This is a genomic window from Nonomuraea sp. CA-143628 (genome assembly GCF_050942315.1).
Taxonomy (GTDB): Bacteria; Actinomycetota; Actinomycetes; order Streptosporangiales; family Streptosporangiaceae; genus Nonomuraea.
The window spans coordinates 7,527,945-7,546,065 of sequence record NZ_CP192072.1 but is presented as its reverse complement, the minus strand read 5'-3'; the positions used below and the strand labels follow the sequence as shown (position 1 = coordinate 7,546,065).

At 71.1% G+C, this 18,121-nt stretch carries 14 protein-coding genes; 6 read left to right on the top strand and 8 right to left on the bottom strand.

What is annotated here, in order from left to right:
• The first annotated feature begins 207 nt into the window (after positions 1-207).
• Entirely contained in the window at positions 208-4,182 is a 3,975-nt protein-coding gene (locus ACQP2T_RS34520) for a hypothetical protein (RefSeq protein WP_433509070.1), read from the top strand.
• A 24-nt stretch (positions 4,183-4,206) separates the two neighbouring features.
• Here the strand turns inward: ACQP2T_RS34520 and ACQP2T_RS34515 are convergent, their stop codons facing one another.
• The 4 genes from ACQP2T_RS34515 to ACQP2T_RS34500 form a co-directional block, all read right to left on the bottom strand.
• Complete coding sequence (locus ACQP2T_RS34515; RefSeq protein WP_433509069.1) at positions 4,207-5,613, bottom strand: zinc ribbon domain-containing protein; 1,407 nt, start codon at positions 5,611-5,613, stop codon at positions 4,207-4,209.
• Between the two features lie 1,059 nt (positions 5,614-6,672).
• Positions 6,673-7,944: an alpha/beta hydrolase gene (locus ACQP2T_RS34510; RefSeq protein WP_433509068.1), complete on the bottom strand. Its 1,272-nt coding sequence runs from the start codon at positions 7,942-7,944 to the stop codon at positions 6,673-6,675.
• An 81-nt stretch (positions 7,945-8,025) separates the two neighbouring features.
• Complete coding sequence (locus tag ACQP2T_RS34505; protein ID WP_433509067.1) at positions 8,026-8,304, bottom strand: hypothetical protein; 279 nt, start codon at positions 8,302-8,304, stop codon at positions 8,026-8,028.
• A 29-nt stretch (positions 8,305-8,333) separates the two neighbouring features.
• Positions 8,334-10,097, bottom strand: a complete 1,764-nt coding sequence (locus ACQP2T_RS34500; protein ID WP_433509066.1) for a glycoside hydrolase family 75 protein — start codon at positions 10,095-10,097, stop codon at positions 8,334-8,336.
• 159 nt (positions 10,098-10,256) lie between these two features.
• Between ACQP2T_RS34500 and ACQP2T_RS34495 the strand changes: the two genes are divergently transcribed.
• Entirely contained in the window at positions 10,257-11,237 is a 981-nt protein-coding gene (locus tag ACQP2T_RS34495) for an acetylxylan esterase (protein WP_433509065.1), read from the top strand.
• 115 nt (positions 11,238-11,352) lie between these two features.
• On the opposite strand, the gene ACQP2T_RS34490 is transcribed toward ACQP2T_RS34495, so the two are convergent.
• Positions 11,353-11,640 (bottom strand): HesB/IscA family protein, encoded by a 288-nt coding sequence (locus tag ACQP2T_RS34490; RefSeq protein ID WP_357957242.1) that lies wholly within the window; start codon positions 11,638-11,640, stop codon positions 11,353-11,355.
• A 122-nt stretch (positions 11,641-11,762) separates the two neighbouring features.
• On the opposite strand from ACQP2T_RS34490, the gene fxlM reads away from it, so the two are divergent.
• Genes fxlM through ACQP2T_RS34475 form a run of 3 tightly spaced genes read left to right on the top strand, consistent with a single transcriptional unit; the run spans position 11,763 to position 14,017 of the window.
• Positions 11,763-12,920 (top strand): methyltransferase, FxLD system, encoded by a 1,158-nt coding sequence (fxlM, locus tag ACQP2T_RS34485; protein ID WP_433509064.1) that lies wholly within the window; start codon positions 11,763-11,765, stop codon positions 12,918-12,920.
• Positions 12,921-12,947: 27 nt separating this feature from the next.
• Entirely contained in the window at positions 12,948-13,544 is a 597-nt protein-coding gene (locus ACQP2T_RS34480) for a TetR/AcrR family transcriptional regulator (protein ID WP_433509063.1), read from the top strand.
• A complete protein-coding gene (locus ACQP2T_RS34475) occupies positions 13,541-14,017 on the top strand; it encodes a DUF6653 family protein (protein WP_433509062.1) in 477 nt (158 codons plus the stop codon). The genes ACQP2T_RS34480 and ACQP2T_RS34475 overlap by 4 nt, the downstream gene beginning before the upstream one ends.
• On the opposite strand, the gene ACQP2T_RS34470 is transcribed toward ACQP2T_RS34475, so the two are convergent.
• The 3 genes from ACQP2T_RS34470 to kduI are packed head-to-tail and all read right to left on the bottom strand — an operon-like array spanning position 14,014 to position 16,337.
• Complete coding sequence (locus ACQP2T_RS34470; RefSeq protein ID WP_433509061.1) at positions 14,014-14,781, bottom strand: IclR family transcriptional regulator; 768 nt, start codon at positions 14,779-14,781, stop codon at positions 14,014-14,016. The genes ACQP2T_RS34475 and ACQP2T_RS34470 overlap by 4 nt on opposite strands.
• Positions 14,782-14,795: 14 nt before the next feature.
• A complete protein-coding gene (locus tag ACQP2T_RS34465) occupies positions 14,796-15,527 on the bottom strand; it encodes an SDR family oxidoreductase (protein WP_433509060.1) in 732 nt (243 codons plus the stop codon).
• 3 nt (positions 15,528-15,530) lie between these two features.
• Positions 15,531-16,337, bottom strand: a complete 807-nt coding sequence (gene kduI, locus ACQP2T_RS34460) for a 5-dehydro-4-deoxy-D-glucuronate isomerase (RefSeq protein WP_433509059.1) — start codon at positions 16,335-16,337, stop codon at positions 15,531-15,533.
• An 87-nt stretch (positions 16,338-16,424) separates the two neighbouring features.
• On the opposite strand from kduI, the gene ACQP2T_RS34455 reads away from it, so the two are divergent.
• Complete coding sequence (locus ACQP2T_RS34455; protein ID WP_433509058.1) at positions 16,425-18,071, top strand: L-lactate permease; 1,647 nt, start codon at positions 16,425-16,427, stop codon at positions 18,069-18,071.
• Positions 18,072-18,121: the final 50 nt, after the last annotated feature.

Sequence of the window (18,121 nt, the reverse complement as noted above, 5' to 3'; positions counted from 1 at the left end):
TTCCGGTTGTGCCAGGTCGTGCCAGAACATCCGTCCGGACATTTGCCGAGGTTGGGGTCCCATGTCGGATCCGATTTGACGGTGAGTGATGAAGTGTGGTCGTCTCGTGACTTATGTTTCTGATGGGTTGATTGAGACCGCTTCGGGGGTAACTGTTCCGTGCGGTATCCATGGCACGCCTTGGGGCGCGTGCTCGTTTCCGCTTCCATGATCAGCGCGACCCTGGCGGTCGTGCCCGTCACCGCGCACGCGGCGGCGCCGTCGTACGAACGGCCGTACGACAAACAGGTAGCCAAGCCCAAGATCCGCCCGGTGCCCGCCGTACGGCAGCCGGCGCCCGCGGCCGTGAACGTGCCGATGGAGGCGTCGCCGGCCCGCAGGGACGCGGGCTCGGAGCCTGTCGGCCCGCAGGCGCCGGAGGTGACGACGCCCGCCGGGCCCACGCTCGTCAACGAGATCACCGCCGAGGCGGCCAAGCGCGTCGGCGCGTCGCGGCCCGATCCCAAGCGGCTGCTGCCCGACACCGGTCAGGCGGCCACGCTGGCGGTGAAGAACCCGGTCGCCGGGCTGTTCGACCGGCTCGCCTCCCAGAAGGTCGTGTCCGCGCTGACCTACCGGCTCTGCGTGGAGAGCGAGGCCGTACCGGTCTCCTGCTCGGTCACCCGCCCGGTGGGCGTGCCCGCCGCCGCCGACGTGACCGGGGACAGCATGCCGGACCTGGCCGCCGACCTGGTGCCCACGGCCAGTCCCAAGGACTCCTCCGTCGGGCTCGGCTTCGCGGTCAGGCGGCTGCCCGGCGCCGAGACGAACCTCAAGGCGCAGGTCTGGGCGGAGTACGACGGCCGGGTGTCGGTCGGTTTCGACGGGCTGCACCGGGGCGCGTCGCTGTCCGGTGCCGACTGGGGCACCTTCACCGTCGACCTCACGGGCAAGCGGGTGAAGGCGAGCGTCGACCGTACGGATCCCGGAGCCTCCGCCGCGATCGTGGCCGGGCTGACCGGCCGCAGCGTGGTGAGTCTGCGCCAGACGCCCGCCACCGAGAAGCTCGCGGTCGACGTGGACCTCGACTCGACCACCCTGGACGTCACCAGCTCGGCCGGCGCCAAGCTGGAAGCACTGGCCGTCAGCGGCAGCCGTTACACCCAGGCGACGCTGGACAAGATGCCGACCAAGGCCAAGATCGGGCTGACCCGGGGCAAGGACGGCGCCCGGCTCCGCTTCAACAGCACGACCTCGATCCGCCACGCCGAGCTGCACAACTACGTCTACGCCGACGGCGCTCTCGCCAGGGCAGCGAGTGTCGAGGTGCGCGGCGCCCCGCCGTCCATGACCGCCGCCTACACCGCCACGAACGGCAAGCAGATCCTGACCGTCGACTCGGGCCGCCCGCGGGCCGGGTCGGCCAAGCTGCTCTACTTCGACCGGGCCGCCGCCAAGACCGTCCTGCGGGCCGAGCTCAGCGGGCTGCCCGCCAAGGTGCGCCTGGTTAACGACCTGGCCGAACACCGCGTGACGCACACCACCAGCTCGAAGATCGGCAGGTTCGCGGTCGTGCTGCAGCGCGACGGCGGCGCCGTCTCCAGCCCACGCGGCAGCCACGTCACGATGATCAAGAACGGTGACGCGGTCGGCGTGTCAGGGCTGCTGACCGGCCTGTCCGGATTCGACGTCACGTACGGTGCCGCGCCCCATGCTCACCTGGAGGTCGGCGCCAGTGGCCGGTCCTTCCTCGGCGCGGCCAGCATCGACGGCACCCGCCTGGCCAGGCTGGAGATCTCCAACACGCCCGCCAAGGTCGACGTGACCCTCGACCCGGCCGCGCGCAAGGCCGTCTACCAGGCCAGCGGCGTGATCGACAAGATCAGGGCGGCCTACACCGACACCCGGTCGGGGCCCACGATCGACGGCACCATCCAGGGCGTGCAAGACGACGTCAAGGCCAGTTGGGAGCTGGGGGAGCGCTCGACGGTCGACATCGCCTCCTCCTCCACGCTGGGCAAGGCGCGCATCTACGCCAACAAGGCGTACGTCACCAAGCCCCAGGGCGAGGACGTCCAGGCCGAGGTGTCGGGGGTGCGCAAGCACGTCCAGCTGGTGGCCGACACCGCCGCCAAGACCCTGACCTGGACCTCGGACGGCCCGGTGCGCTCGGTCTCCGCGCTGGCCCGCGCGAACGTACAGGGCCGCTACATCACCGCCGCCGCCGAGGTGAGCGGCGTGCCCGCCCGCTTCGACGCCTCCTGGAGCGGCCCGGCCTACCGCTTCCGCGGGCTGTCGGGCCCGGTCGGCTCGGCGGCCGTGGCGTTCGCCAACCACGACGGCGCCAAGGTGCCCGCCGGGCCGCACCTGTCGGCCCACTACGACGAGGCCACCGGCGACCTCGACGCGAGTGTGCGGGTCAAGGGCCTGCGCACGGTCGAGTTCAGCCCGGCGGACCAGGGCTTCACCGCCGACTTCAAGGCGGCCCGGCAGACGCTCGCCCTCGACACCGACGTAACCCGGGGCGACCTGCGCTTCGGCCTGCTCGGCAGGCTAGGTCCGCTGCCCGGCCGGCTGGCGGTCTCGGCGGCCGGGGGCGCGCTCACGTACTCGGGGTCCCGGCTCGACGTGACGGCCCGCGCCTGGCTCGGCAAGGCGGGCGCGCTCAAGAACATGGCGGCCGCACCGGCCGTGCCCGGCGGCATCTCGCTGGTGGACGGCGGCTGCGTCGCCGGGTCCGCCGGTTGCGGGCAGGGCGCCTTCTGTACGGAGCGCGGCTGCTTCGGCGTCCAGGGCTACCTCGACGTGTCCGGCCTGCCGGACCAGGTCACGGTGGACCTGGCGAAGAAGGCGTTCACGTTCGCCGGATTCACGCCCAAGCGCCGCTCGCTGGGCGTCTACCTGGCCAGTACGATCCTGGCGCCGGTGCCGATCAAGGCGCGGGCCACGCTCACCGGACTGCCCTCGAAGATCACCAGCATGTCCGTCGGCCCGTTCGACGTGACCCAGGGCAACGCCGTACAGGCGAACTACCGGATCGAGCCCGCCGCGACGCTGGGCTCGCTCGACCTGCTGGCCGAGGCGGGCACCCTGCGCGGTCACGTGGCCATCGACCCGGTCCCGGCCGCGGTCGCCGTACAGGGCAGCTATGGCGCGCAGACCCGCATCCGCGTCACGAACTCCGCGGCCGTCAAGCGCCTCAGCGCGAAGGTCACCGTGGACGGGGCGGGCACCGGCGAACTGCGCTTCGGCGACGTGCCGGCCCGATTCGGCGTGGACGCGGACGCCTCCGGCGCGAACCTGCGGATGCCCACGCTCACCTACAAGGCGCTGGGCGGCGTCAACACGCTCGACGGCCACCTCGGCGTGGAAGGCGGGCTGATCGACCGGACGGGGCGGCTCGGCGACGTGTCGCTCGACGTCACCGACCTGGCCGCCGACACCACCGTACGGCTGAACCCGGACCAGTCGCTCGACCTGGTGTCCCGGCCGGTGCCGACAGGACGGGTCCAGGTGCGCGGCGGGCTGACCGTCGAGGCGGTCGCGCGGCAGCGCATCGCGGTCAGCAAGGAGATCCCGTACACCACCGGCTTCCTGTCCTACCAGGTCGGCGGCGACTTCGGGCTCGGCAAGAGCACGATCGAGGACCTGTCGCTGGACATCCGCCGCATGGCGTGGCTGCGGATCAGGCCGGGCAAGATCCCGTTCGGGATGAAGGCGCCGCCCGCGCTCGGCTACATCGCTCCCGGCTTCGAGGGGAACTACGGTCGCCTCGCCCTCGCCGCCAGCGGGGTGAGCCTGCGCCCCGACGTCAACGTGAACGTCAAGCTGAGCCGCAAGCTCGGCAACGACATCTTCCGCGACACGGTCCGCATCGGACCAGTGACCTCGCTCGCTCTGCGCCGCTACGACCAGCGGATGCGCCGCATCGGCGCCAAACAGGCGATCAGCGCGGTGGGCGTGCAACTGGCCTGCCTGACCGTCGACGCCAAGCCGGGCTTCGCCGCGAACGGCACGAACTCGATCACGCTGCGCGGCGCGGACGGCCCGCAGATGGTGTCGCTGCTCGACCCCGGCGGCCAGGTGCCCGACTACGCGGTGGACCTGCTGACGCACTTCATGTCCCCGTTCCCCGGCGCCGAGTGGAAGGTGGCGGGGACCAAGGTCGGGCATTGCGCCACGGGCACCCCCAAAGCGTCTTGAATTCTCTGTGGTTGTCTGAAGGAATCAGGCAACCCGGAAGGGCGTGGTCTGCTTTGGGCTGTCCCGGTGCTCGGTTTGTGTGAGTACGGGGGTGGCTTTGGCGTGGTGGAAGCCGGTCCGGTGGTGAGAGTTCCTGACGTGCCCTGTCCGGTACGGCTGGTGCCGTCCCGGCTTGGGTGCATGGCCCGCCGGACGCTGTCCACTCCCTGGAGGGGGTGGGGCGGGCACCGTGCGCCGGTCGGGCACACGGCTGGAGGTCATCGCTTGGTCGGCCGGATTGTTGGCTGAGCGGCCGGCTGGGTTGTTGTTCGGGTTGTTGGGGGTGCGGGTGGGGCGTTTCGGGGTGGGGCGGTTCTTGGATCGGTCGCGTGCTGCTGGTCGGGGGTGCAGGTCGGTTCGGGTGCGGCGGGCGCGGCGGGCGGCTCGGGTGGGTTTGCGCGGTCGGCGGGCGCGGGCCACGTTGCCTTCCACGACGGTGGCGATGGTGCGGGCGCCGGTGGAGCGGTGGGTGCGGGTGGCGTTTTGGCCGAGCAGGCCACGCGCGATGATCCGCTCGGCGGCTGCCCGGTCCCGGTCGCAGGACAGGCCGCAGGCCGGGCAGTACGCCCAGGTCCAGCCTTTCTCGGTGAGCCGGTCGGGGGCCGGGCAGTGGGTGAGCGGCGAGGTGCCGGTCCCGCAGCGGGGGCCGTACTTGGAGGTGCCGCGTGCCGGGACGGTGACCACGGCGATGGTGTGCTTGGCCGCCAGGTGCCGGATGGCCTCGGCGATCTGTCCGCGTACCTGTCCCGACAGGCGGGCGTTCGCGCGTCCTCGGCGGCCGCGTGCTTCCAGGGTGGCCAGGTCTTCTAGGTAGATGACCGTCGCCCCAGCGGCCACCGCCTGGTCGACCGCCCAGCGTGCCGCCGACCAGGCCAGTGCCTTGTTCAGGTTCCGGATGCGGGCGCACAGCCGTTCGTGCTCGACCCCGATGCGCTGCCAGGCCGTACGCAAAGCGGCGTGGCGGGGGTCGGCGGGCGTGATCCCGGCCAGGAGCCGTTCCAGGTGGCGGTGTTTGGCGGCCAGGTGCTGCCGCTCGGCCCGCAACCGGTGCAGTTTGGCGCTGATGCCGCGCGCATCGTAGGTGAGCGGCCGCCCGTCGCCGATCACGCGCCTGTTGTCGATCTCCAGGCCCTCGGCCAATTCCGCTACCGTGCCGGTCAGCAGGGTGTTGAGGCCCCAGTCGAAGCCGCACCCGACCGTATGGCCGGTAGCGGGCGCGACAGCGATCGAGATCTGGAATGGCAGATCGACACGCACCCGGCCCTTGCCCACCCGCACGGTAGGCGCGCACAACGCCGCCTCCGGCGCGACGGTCGGCGGCAACGCGAGCCGCAGTACATGCCACGCCCAGTCCCCGCGGCAGGTGGGTGACTCGACCAGGGGAAGCCGCACCCGCAACAGGGCGCCGCGCTCGCCGGTGCGCTCCAGGGTGAGCAGTTGCCGGTGGCCGCCGCCAGCGCCACCTGCGCCGCAACGTTCGGCGGCTCTTCCAACTCGGTCAGATCGGCCGGGAAGGTGCCATGCTCGTCGAGGTAGGCGCGGATCTGCCGGGTCCGGTTGCGGATGTCCGCCGCGCTCACCCCGTCGGGCAGCAGAGCGCGCAGCGCCTGCCATTCGGCGCCGGTGCGCGCACCCGTATCCTGCGGCCAGGTCGCCACGATCGCCGCCACCACAACGCGCCGGTGCAGTGCCAGTCGCAACAGGCGGGCGGCCTGCTCCTGCGCACACCGCAGCACCCGATCGCACACATACACCCCTGCCGCACAGCTCACGCCCCAGCCCAGCCGCCGGACGGCCATCCAGCCCTTGGACGGCAACACCCGCCGGTCCAAGGCCCGCCCGGACGCCAAAGCATCCAGATCAGCCACAGTCCACCGGGCAGCGACAATACGGGCGGTGAGATCCCGGACCAGACCGGTCAGCCAGGCGACCCGCTGTGCCAGGAGCGGGTGAGCGACGACCTCACCGGTCTTCTCCACCGTGGCGGCATGGGCGGTACAGGTCGCGGTCGCGGTGAGCGTACTCACGCGCCGTCCCCGCTGCCAGAGGGCATCGAGGCGAGGCGGCATCGATACGTGCCCCACATGACCTGCATTCCCGCCACCCCCATCCGCACGATGCGTAATGGCAACGCTACCAAGAGTTTGCAGCTGGGGATAGAACAGTTGAGCGATATCCGCCGGACACCGTTCAACCCCCAGCCCACTACGAGCCAACACCCCATCCACGCCAGACCACACAGCAACAACCGCTCACCGGCCACGGCTGTGACCCTGCGAGTGCACCTCCACGGCCACAGCGTGGACAACGAGATCGAGACCGGCTCCGGGGCACCCCGCTGGCCAAGGGCACGAGCATGACCGCCGCCAACCTCAACAAAGCCGCTACGAGGTCACAGCAGAACCTCAGGTTTCCATAGCGAATGCGAAGGACCGTTCATACCCTGAGTCGTCAGCGGGGGCCCAGATAGCCGGGTGGCGGGCCCGCTCCGTCGTAGGTCGGCACGGGACGGCCTGCCAGGAAGGCGCGCAGGACGTTCAGGTAAGGCTTGCCCCGGTATGAGCCGGTCGCCACGTAGGCGAGCTCGGCCCGGGGGAGTGCGGCGCGGTAGTCGGCGGCGGCCGACCAACTCCGGCGGTCGTGGGCGCCCTTGACGATCAGGGCGGGCGCGGTCGAGGCCGTCAGGCCCCGGCGCAGGCCGTCCGGGGCGGCGCGCTGGGCCAGGCCGGCGTAGCCGGTGCCGTAGGCGGCCTCCACCTCGCGGTCTCCGGCGAAGGCGTGCGCGGCCTGGGGGTCGGCCCGCAGGAGCGTGTAGACCGCGAGGAGCCGCGGCGATGGCGGGCGGCTGAGGCCGAGGAGGGAGGCCGCCTCCGAGATCAACGGGGAGGTCGTCTCCGGAGGGTTGACGGGCTCCGAGGCCGACGGGGAGGCCGTCTCCGGGGTGCCGACGGGTGTCGCCGAGGGGTTGAGCGGCAAGGGGGAGGCGCTCTCCTGGCCGTCGAGCGGGGCCGGCGAGGTCAGGACGGCCTTGGCCACCTGGTCCGGGTGCTCCGCCAGGTAGGCGGCGGCCAGCCGGGCGCCGTAGTCGTGGCCGATCAGGATCAGCCGCCGGGCGCCGATCTCCTGCCGTATCGCCTCCAGGTCGGCCACGTCGCGGGTCAGGCCGTACCCTCGCGGGTCCGTCAGCCGCGCGGACCGGCCCGCGCCCAGCTGGTCGTAGGCGTACACGGTGTAGCCGTCGGCGTTCAGCCCGGTCAGGAACGCCGAGTCGCCCGCCAGGTCGGCCGTGCCCGGCCCGCCGTGCAGGAACACCACCGGATCCGGCCGCGTGGCCCGCTTGGGCGTCAGCCGTACGTAGGCCAGCTCGGAGCCCGTCGCCAGCCGCCACTCCCGCTGCCCGGCCACGGCGGGCGGCGGCGCGGACGCGTCCGGCGGGGCGTGCAGGGTGGCGGCCGTGACCTGCCAGACCACGGCGGCCTCCACCGACAGGATGGCCAGGGCCCGCAGCCAGCGCCCCCAGACCGGACGCGGCCTCGGCACGCACAGCAGCAGGCCGAGGAAGAGCACGGACGCGAACACCGCGAGCCCCGTGACGGCGAATACGTCCGGAGGGGCACCGATCGTCGCCATGCCGGCCAGCGCCGCCAGGCCCGCGATCGGCGAGAGCGCCAGGATCGCGAGCCCGGTCAGCAGCCGACCGGCCCGTCTGACTAGAGCACGCACAGGGCGAAACTAGCCCAAACCACCCGTACGGGCGACCGAAACCGCCAACGGCGGCCCGTATTGGTGCCCAGTGCCCAAAGGTCAGGTGATCGAGTCGCCCAGCCGGAGCCTGAGGTGGCCGTCGCGTGGCGCCATCTCCCGCACCGCCCACAGCCGCTCCTGCACGACGGTGCCCCGGCCGGTCACGTACCCGCCCACCCGGAGCACCGGACGCCCGGTGTCGTCGCTCAGGAGCCGCGCCCGCGACTCCGCGTCGTCGTCGCCGAACACCAGCAGGAAGTCGACCGGATCGGCCGGCGCGTCGAGGATGAGGCCGGGGGAGAGGTGGGTTTCCGGGATCCTGATCACGTGATAGTTCACCCGGACGCCTCTACCCCGGCCGCGCGGTTTCAGTTGTTGTTGAGGAACTGCTGGGCGAGCGTCCTGCCCAGGGTGGTGGCCTGGGTGTGGTTCTCGATGGTCGAGACCTTGGTGCCCGACCCCGTGAACACGATGTACGTGACGCCGCTGTCGGTGCCGCCGTTGCTCGGGTCGGGGTTGATGCCCAGGTCGGCGGCCGTACGGTAGGACGCCTCACCGATGATGCCCGTCGGTCCGGTATCACCCATGACGGCGTACTCCACTTGGCCGTTGTAGACGATCGCCACCACCGTCCCGCAGCCGATGCCCTTGGTCCGGTAGTCCCAGGTGCTACTGGGGCTGGGCACCACCATGTAGGCGAGCTGCGCGGCGTTCAGCGGCCCGTCGGAGCTGGTCTGGCAGAACGTCTCGTTCTGGAAGCAGCAGTCGGTGTCCTCGTTGCACTGCGTCGTGCGTACGCCGTCGCAGTCGATGTCCATGTCTCCCTTCCAGAACACCGCGCCGGTCTTCTCGCACACCGCCACCGTCGCCGTGCTGACGTCGGAGTCGGTCTTGTACTTGCCGTTGGAGATCTGGCTGCACGCCGTGACCTTGGCCAGCAGCTGGTCGGCCGTGGGCCCGGTGGTGCCGCCGGTGGCGGTGCCGGTGACCGTGGCGCTGTGGCCCGACTCGTTGCCCGCCGAGTCGACGGCGGTGACCGTGTAGCTGTGGGTGGAGCCGGAGGTCAGGCCGCTGATCGTGGCGCTGGCCGTCGGCGAGGTGGCCACGACGGTGGTGCCCTCGTAGACCTTGTAGCCGGTCACGCCGACGTTGTCCGTGGAGTCGTTCCAGGCCAGCGAGATGCTGCTGGCCGAGGTGCCGGTCACGCGGGGGCTCGCGGGCACGCTCGGCGCCTGGCCGTCCGGGCCGCCGGAGCCGCTGACCGACAGCCGGTCCACGTTCGGGCCGCCGTTGGCGGAGGTGCCGGTCGCGCGGATGGTGTTGACGCCGGCGTTCAGGGTGACCGTGACCTGACCGTCGGCCCAGGTGTCCCAGTTGGTGGTACTGGGGAAGTTCACTCCGGCGGCGGCCACGGAGCCGTTGACGGCGATGTCCATCGGCCGCGTCACCGTGGTGCCGTTGGCGTACCGGAAGGTCAGGGTGTGGGTGCCCGCGTCGGCCACGCTGACGCTCCACTCGATGTACCCGCCGACGGCGTTGACGTAGTCGACGAAGCCGGTGCCGGTGTAGCCGGTGTGGTTGGTCGCGACGCTGGCCTCCGACAGGGTGGCCGCCTCCGCCTGGTACTCGGTGGCGGGCGCGTCGGCGACCGTGGCCTCCAGGTAGTCGAGGTTCGGGTTGCCGCCCGCGTTCGTCGAGGTGACGCGGATCTTGTTGTCACCCGCGTTCAGGGTCGCGGTGAGCGTGGAGGTGGCCCAGGTGTTCCAGCTGGCGGTGGTGCCGAAGGAACGGCCGGCCGAGACGACGGTGCCGTTCACCGAGACGTCCGCGGTGCGCGCCGAGGTGGTGCCGTTGGCGTAGCGGATGGCCAGCGTCGCGGTGCCGGCCGCGGGGGCGTTGACCGTCCACTCGGTGTACGGGCCCACGACGTTGTCGCCGTTGACGAAGCCGGTGCCGGAGAAGCCGGTGTGGTTGGCCTCGACGACGCCCTGGACGACGGTGGCGTTCTCGGCCTCGTAGCGGACCGTGGCCGCCCGCGCGGGCAGAGCGGTCAGGGTGGCGGCCAGGAGGGTGAGGAGGGGGAGCAGGATCAGCGGGCGTAAGCGTAAGCGAGCCCGAGCTGGAGAGTGCACGGCTGGCCCTTCTGCCGAATTCGTTAGGAAGGCTTCCTAACAACTGGAGATGGGACCACTCCGTCAAAGCCCAGTCAACCCCGTAGAGGGGCCCAAATAGCGCGAAGACCAACAGATGCTATGAAATAGCTGCACCCTCTACCAAGGCTGGAGACCTACGTGGCCCTGTTCGACCTGCCGCTTGAGCAGCTCCGTTCCTACCTCCCCGACCGTGACGAGCCCGCCGACTTCGACGACTTCTGGACGCGCACGCTCGCGGAAGCACGCGAGTTCGATTCGGCGGCCGAGTTCACTCCCTACGACCTGCCGCTCGCCTCGGTCGACGTGTACGACGTCTCGTTCGCGGGCTGGGGCGGCCATCGGATCAACGGCTGGTTCCTGGTGCCGCACGGGGTGGAGGGGCCGGTGCCGTGTGTGATGCACTACATCGGCTACAGCGGCGGCCGCGGCTTCCCGCATCACCACCTGACCTGGCCCGCCGCGGGTTACGCGGTGTTCGTGATGGAGACCCGGGGTCACGGCGGTGCCAACCCGGGCAGCCCCGGCGTGACCGGCGACCCGTACGGCGGCGACAACGCCCAGGCCCCCGGCATGATGACCCGCGGCGTCCTCGACCCCGACCAGTACTACTACCGGCGGGTCTTCACCGATGCGGTCCGCGCGGTCGACGTGGCCGCCGCGCACCCGGCGGTGGACGCCTCGCGGATCGTCGCCTCGGGCGGCAGCCAGGGCGGCGGCATCGCGCAGGCGACCGCCGCGCTGCATCCGGCGATCAAGGCGGCGCTGATCGACGTGCCGTTCCTGACGCATTTCCGCCGGGCCGTGGAGATCACCGACCGGGACCCGTACCAGGAGATCGTCCGCTTTCTGTCCACCCGGCGGGAGAGCGCCGACCAGGTGTTCCGCACGCTGTCGTACTTCGACGGCGTGAACTTCGCCGCCCGCGGGCAGGTGCCCGCGCTCTACTCGGTGGCGCTCATGGACCAGGTCTGCCCGCCGTCCACGGTCTTCGCCGCCTACAACCACTGGCGTGGGCCGAAGGAGATCAGCGTCTGGCCGTGGAACGGCCACGAGGGCGGCGGCGGCTTCCAGAACGAGGAGCAGATCCGCTACCTGCACAAGCTGCTCGCCGGCGCCTGACCGGTACAGCCTGACGAACCACTGGTCCGGTACGGCCTAACGAAAGGTACGTACCGGACCGGCGGTGGTCCGTGTTTCAGTCGGCCTGGCCGCTCGCCGGGCCGATATGGCCCGTCTAGACGGGCTGGTCGGTCACCAGGAAGGACACAGAGCCCTGGTCGTCCGCTCCCGCGTCCAGAGACTTGTCCTCCAGCACGGTCGCGGCCACCGGGTCGAGATACACCCGCGCGCCCTCCGCCTCGACGACCTCGTCGGCCGGCTCCGGCGCGGTGGCCAGGGACAGGGTCAGCGAGCTCGAGCCCTCGCCCTGGGACGAGATGCGGATGCCGCTCTGCGCAGGCTCGGGCGCGGACGCGGTCAAGTCGCGAATCGCCTGGGCTGCGTTGTTTGTCAGGGTGAGCACTACGGCTCCTCCTCACGATCGACGTACATGAACTGCCTGCCCTTCCCTCATTCAGCGGGTCAAACCTTCTGACTCGAAATCTTTGCCAGGCATTCTTGCCCGCTCGCGGGAATCATGTCGGTATGGAGTTCGACGAGTACCGCGAGGCAATGGTCGCCCAGCTGCTCGAACGCGGGGAGGTGAGCGAGCGGGTCGCGGAGGCGTTCCGGCTGGTCCCGAGGCATCGGTTCCTGCCGGACTTCGACCCGGAGGCCGCCTACCGGGACGAACCCATCGTCACCAAACGCGACGAGGAGGGCCGGCCGATCAGCTCCTCATCGCAGCCCGCGATCATGGGCATCATGCTCGACCAGCTCGACGTCCGGCCCGGCCACCGGGTGCTGGAGATCGGGGCGGGCACCGGCTACAACGCCGCCCTGCTCGCGCACCTGGCCGGGCCGGAGGGCCGGGTGGTCAGCGTCGACATCGACGCCGACGTGGTCGCGGCGGCGCGGCTGCATCTCGACGCCGCCGCCTATCCCGAGGTGACCGTCGAGTGCGCCGACGGCGCGGCCGGCTTCCCCGCGGAGGCGCCGTACGACCGGGTGATCGCCACCGTCGGCGTGTGGGACCTGGCCCCGGCCTGGCTGGAGCAGCTGGCGCCCGGCGGCCGGCTCGTGGTGCCGCTCGACCTGCGCGGCGTGCAGGTGTCCGTGGCCATGGAGCAGGCCGGCGACCACTGGTCCAGCCGGTCGGTGGAGCCCTGCGGCTTCATGCGCATGCGCGGCCCCTCCGCCGGGCCCGAGGTCACGCTGATGCTGGACGGCGATGCCGACCTGGTCCTCACGCTGCCCGAACCGCGCGAGGTGGGCGACGTCCTGGCGATGCTGGACGAGCCCTTCGCGGAGGTGGCCGCCGACGGCGTGGCGCCGCTGCCCCGCCTGTCGCTGATGGGCGGGGGAGTGGGTCTGTGGCTGGCGCTGCACGAGCCCCGCTGGGGGTCCCTGGCCGGGCGGCTGCGGTGGGCTCCGGTGACCACCCATGGCTACGGCATGACGGTCGGCATCGTCGGCACGGACGGTCTGGCCGTACTGGCGGCCGAGGAGGAGCTGCGCGCCCGCGGGTACGGGCCCGGCGGGGCGGCACTGGCGGCGGAGCTGATCGCGCACGTGAAGGCGTGGGACGCGGCGGGCCGCCCGGAAGCCTGCGACCTGCGCATCGACGCCTACCCCGGCCCGGCGCCGGAGGGCGCGGCAGTCATCGCCAAGCGGAACACCCGCCTCGTGCTAAGCTATGACTGAATATCCAGAGTAGTCATAGGGGCATAGATGGCCGTGGCGTTCACGGCGGACGATCGGGCGCGCATCACCGCGCGGCTGCTCGACACCGCCGAAGAGCTCTTCGCCGCCCAGGGGCTGAAGAAGACCTCGCTCGACGAGCTGGTCGCCCCCTCGGGCATCGCGAAAGGCAGTTTCTACGCGTTCTTCGAGTCGAAGGAGGAGCTCTACAAGGAGGTCATGGTCCGCCGGGCGCCGCTGATGGGCAAGCTGCTGGCCGCCGCGCTCGACCGGCCGCCCAGCGTGCAGGCGCTGGCCGGGCTCATGCGGAGCATGGTCGAGGCGCTCACCACCGACCCGTTCTACCGGCGGCTGCTCACCCGCCCCGACGAGCTCGAGGCGGTGGCCCGCCGGGTCGGCCCCGAGGAGGTCGCCCGGGTCACCCCGCACCTGATGACGCCGCTGATCGACTACCTCGCCCAGGGGCAGAGCGCCGGCGTCATCGTCGCGGACGTCCCGCCGGAGGTGCTGATGGGTGTGCTGCGCACCGCGGGCCTGCTGGTGATCAACCGCGACAGATACGGACCCGACTTCGAGCAGGTGCTCGACGCCACCATCAACGCGCTGGCAAGGGGACTCATCGCATGAGCGTGCTGAACAGATACGCGCGAGCCATGGGCATGACCGACGAGGCGTGGAAGCGGCACGCCAACCCGTTGAGCGTGTGGACCAGGTTCGCCGCGATCCCGCTGATGATGCTGGCCATCTGGAGCAGGACGTGGATCGGCTGGTGGTCCCTGGCGCCTGTGGCCCTGGTCGTCGTCTGGCTGATCGTCAACCCGCGCGCCTTTCCGGCGATCGAGCAGCCGACGAGCTGGACGGCCAAGGGCATCTACGGCGAGAAGCTGTGGTTCGAGAACCGGGCGCTCGTGGCCGGCGATCATCGCAAGGTGCAGCGCCTGCTCATCGCGGTGGGGCTGGCCGGGTTCGCGCTGCTGGGCTGGGGCCTGGTCGCGCTGGAGGTGTGGCCCGCCGTCTTCGGCGCGACGCTGGTCGTGCTCGGCCAGCTCTGGCGCATCGACCGCCTCGGCCAGATGTACGAGCGCCACAAGGCCGCCTAACCGGTCGGCAGCTCCATCGGCGCGCCCAGGGTGCGGGAGACCTCGTGCGCGGTGGCCGCGACCAGCGGTCCGAGCTCCTCGGCGTCCGCCACCGACAGCTCGTGGGTCAGCGTCGAGATGCTCACCCCGGCCACCACGTGCCCCATGTGGTCGAAGACGGCCGCGGCGACGCAGCGGATGCCCGCCTCGTTCTCCTCGTCGTCGATCGCGAAGCCGCACTCCCGTATCCGGGCCAGGTGGCGGCGGAGCGCGGCCTGCGTGGTGATCGTGGCGGGCGTGCGCCTGGTCAGCCCGGTGCGGGTGGCGATGCCCGCCACCTCGGCGTCGGACATGGCCGCCAGCATCGCCTTGCCGATCGCGCTGGAGTGCAGCCACAGCGACATGCCGACGCGCGAGGGCATCTGGTAGGGCTTGCGGCCCTCCAGCTTGGCGGCGTAGACGGCCTCGTCGCCGTTGAGCACGGCCAGGTGCACCGTGTAGCCGGTCTGGTCGTGCAGGCGCTGCAGCACCGGCGAGGCCTGGCGTACGGGATCGAAGCGGGCCAGCATCCGGCCGGCCAGCGTGAGGATCTTGGGACCCGGCAGGTAGCCGCCGCCGCCGTCGGGCCGGGCGAAACCGTGCTCGGCCAGCGACTGCAGGATGCGGTGGGTCGTCGACTTGGGCAGGCCCGTCGCCGTCGCGATCTTGGTGACGCTCTCGTGCTCGGCGAGGGCCTCCAGCACCCAAAGCGCCTTGTCGATGGCGGTGCTCGGCCTGGGTTCCACCCGATCAAGCATACTCAGCGGGCCAGCCAGCCGCCGTCCACGACGAGCACGTGGCCGGTGACGTAGTCGGAGGCGCGCGAGGCGAGGAACACGGCCGCCCCCTCCAGGTCCGCGGGCTCGCCCCAGCGCCCGGCCGGGATCCGCGCCCTGATCTCCCGATCGCGCCCCGAGTCCTCCCGCAGGGCCGTGGTGACGTCGGTGGCGATGTAGCCGGGGGCGATGGCGTTGACCTGCGCGCCCCGTGGCGCCCACTCGTTGGACAGCGCCTTGGTCAGCCCGGCCACCGCGTGCTTGGCCGCCGCGTAGGAGGTCACGTTGATCCCGCCCTGGAACGACAGCAGCGACGCGATCGAGATGACCTTCGTGGCGCCGTGCTCCAGCAGCGCCTGGCTGAGCACGTACACGGCGTCCACGTCGACGGCCATCACCCGCCGCCAGTCGTCCAGGCTGGTCGAGCCCCGGCTGATCGTGCCCGCGTTGTTGACCAGGATGTCCACCTCGCCCCGGGCCAGCACCGGCTCCAGCGCGGGCCTGATCGCGGCCGGGTCGCCCAGGTCGAGCACGAGCTTGCGTACGTCGCCGCCGAGCGCCTTCACCTGGCGCTCGGTCTCGTCGAGGTCGTCGCGATGGCCGTGCAGGACAAGGTCGGCCCCGGCCCGCGCGAGGCCGACCGCGATGGCCCGGCCGATCCCCGACCGCGCCCCGGTGACCAGCGCCGTCCGGCCGGTGAGCGAGAACAGCTCCATCCGTCACCGCATCTCCGTGATCGCGACCTGGTCCATGTCGTCGAACGCCTGGTTCTCCCCGGCCATCGCCCACACGAACGCGTAGCTGCGCGTGCCGAACCCGCAGTGCACCGACCAGCTCGGCGAGATCACCGCCTGCTCGTTGGCCACGATCAGGTTGCGGGTCTCGTCGGGGCGGCCCATCAGGTGCACGATCCGCTCGTCGCGCGGCAGGTCGAAGTACAGGTAGACCTCCGTGCGGCGGTCGTGGGTGTGGCACGGCATGGTGTTCCACATGCTGCCGGGCTCCAGCACGGTCACGCCCATGACGAGCTGGCAGCTGCGGATGCCGTCGAGGTGGATGTACTTGTAGATGGTCCGGTCGTTGGAGCCGTCGGCGCCGCCCAGCCGTACCGGATTAACGTCCTTCAGCCGCGCGTGCGTGGTCGGGAACGTCTCGTGCGCCGGGGCCGAGACCAGGTAGAACATGCCGCGCTCGAACGTCACCTCGCGCGCGCCCCTGCCGACGTACAGGCAGTCCTTGGGGTCCAGCTCGTACGGCACGCCGTCGACCTCCACGGTGCCCGGCTCCCCGATGTTGATCACGCCCAGCTCGCGGCGCTCCAGGAAGTGCTCCGACCGCAGCGGATCGAACGCCCCCAGCCGGGCCTTCCCGCTCGGCCGGACCCCGGCGACGACCATACGGTCCTGGTGGGTGTAGACACCGTCCACCTCCGGCCCGAACAGGCCCTCGACGAGGTAACGGGCGCGGAGTTCCGCGGTGCCGAAATGGCGGATCTGGTCGGGTGCGGTGGCATGCCGTATTTCCATCTCTTCCCTCCGGTTGTTCCGCGTCCTACGATCCTAGACACGGAACACTGTTCTATCCAATGGAACGCCTACCCCCGGAGGCGCGCGGTGTACCAGCAGAACTTCAACCCGACCGGCTCCCTATGGTTGTCCACCCTTCTGGCCGCCCTGCCCCTGCTCGCGGTGCTGGTGCTGCTGGGCGTCTTCAAGTGGAAGGCGCACTGGGCGGGCATCTCCGGCCTGGTCGTCGGCTTCCTGATCGCGATCCTGCCCTTCGCGTACGGCATGCCGGTCACACAGGCGCTCGACTCCGCCCTGTACGGCGCGGCCAGGGCGGTGCTGCTGATCCTGTGGATCACTTTCAACGCCATCTGGATCTACAAGATGACCGAGCGCAGCGGCCACTTCGCGGTGCTGCGCCGGGCCTTCCAGGGCATCAGCGACGACAAGCGGATCACCGCCATCGTCATCGCGTTCTCCTTCGGCGCGCTCATCGAGGCCCTGGCCGGCGGCGGCTCACCGATCGCCATCTGCGCGGTCATGCTCATCGCGCTCGGCTTCGAGCCGATGCGCGCCGCGGTCATCGCGCTCATCGCCAACACCGCGCCCGTCGCCTTCGGCGGCATGGGCAACCCGATCACGATCCTGGGCAGCGTCACCGAACTGCCGCCCGAGCCGTTCGGCGCGATGGCGGGCCGGCAGACGGCGTTCATCGCGCTGCTCGTGCCGTTCATCCTGATCTTCGTCGCCGACGGGCGGCGCGGCCTGCGCCAGGCGTGGCCCGCCGCGCTCGTCGCCGGGCTCAGCTTCGGCGTCACGCAGATCCTGATGTCCCAGGTCAACTACCTGCTCACCGACATCGCGGCGGCCCTGGTCTCGGCGATCGTGCTGGTCGCGTTCGGCAAGATCTGGAAGCCGGCCGAGACGGTCGGGTTCACGCCGAGCCCCACGCCGATCGCGGGCGGGTCCGTGGACGACCCGGCGTTCGTCCGCACCCACGGCCGCCCCGGCGGCGACACCACCGGCGACAAGATCGCGGCCTTCGCCCCGTACGCGATCATCATCGCGCTGTTCTCCATCGCGCAGATCCCCGCGATCAAGACCTACCTCGCCGGCTTCACCGTCAAGCCCGCCTGGCCCGGGTTCGACATGGTGAACCCGGCGGGCAAGGCCGTGCCCGTGGTCTACGAACTGCCGTGGGCCTCGCACCCGGGGACGCTGCTGTTCGTCTCCGGGCTGCTCACCCTCCTCGTGCTGCGGATCGGCCCGGCCTCGGCGCTGGCCACCTACGGGGCCACGATCCGGCAGTTCGGCTGGGCCATCGTCACCATCCTGTCGGTCTTCGCGCTGGCCTTCGTCATGCAGTTCTCGGGGCAGATCCAGACGCTCGGGCTGTTCCTGGCGGGCGCGGGCGCGTTCTTCGCGTTCCTGTCACCGCTCGTCGGCTGGTTCGGCGTCGCGATCACCGGTACGGACGCGGGCGCCAACGCCCTGTTCGCCAAGCTCCAGACCACCGCGGCGGGCCAGCTGAACATCCCGCCGGAGCTCTTCGGCGCGGCCAACAGCTCCGGCGGCGTCATGGGCAAGATGATCTCGCCCCAGAACCTGGCCATCGGCACGGCCGCGGTCGGCCTGGTGGGGGAGGAGGGCAACCTGTTCCGCCGGGTGATCGGCTGGAGCGCCGTGCTGCTGCTCATCCTCTGCGTGCTGGTGTTCCTGCAGTCGACGCCGGTGCTGGGGTGGATGGTGCCCTGACACCGGGTGGGGCCGGTACGTCCGCTCGCCCTTGCCCGTACGTCTGCTTG

Coding starts and splice junctions, on each gene's coding strand:
- ACQP2T_RS34520 (WP_433509070.1), top strand. CDS start 208: ATGATCAGCGCGACCCTGGCGGTCGTGCCCGTCACCGCGCACGCGGCG.
- fxlM (WP_433509064.1), top strand. CDS start 11,763: ATGGAGTTCGACGAGTACCGCGAGGCAATGGTCGCCCAGCTGCTCGAA.
- ACQP2T_RS34480 (WP_433509063.1), top strand. CDS start 12,948: ATGGCCGTGGCGTTCACGGCGGACGATCGGGCGCGCATCACCGCGCGG.
- ACQP2T_RS34475 (WP_433509062.1), top strand. CDS start 13,541: ATGAGCGTGCTGAACAGATACGCGCGAGCCATGGGCATGACCGACGAG.
- ACQP2T_RS34465 (WP_433509060.1), bottom strand. CDS start 15,527: ATGGAGCTGTTCTCGCTCACCGGCCGGACGGCGCTGGTCACCGGGGCG.
- kduI (WP_433509059.1), bottom strand. CDS start 16,337: ATGGAAATACGGCATGCCACCGCACCCGACCAGATCCGCCATTTCGGC.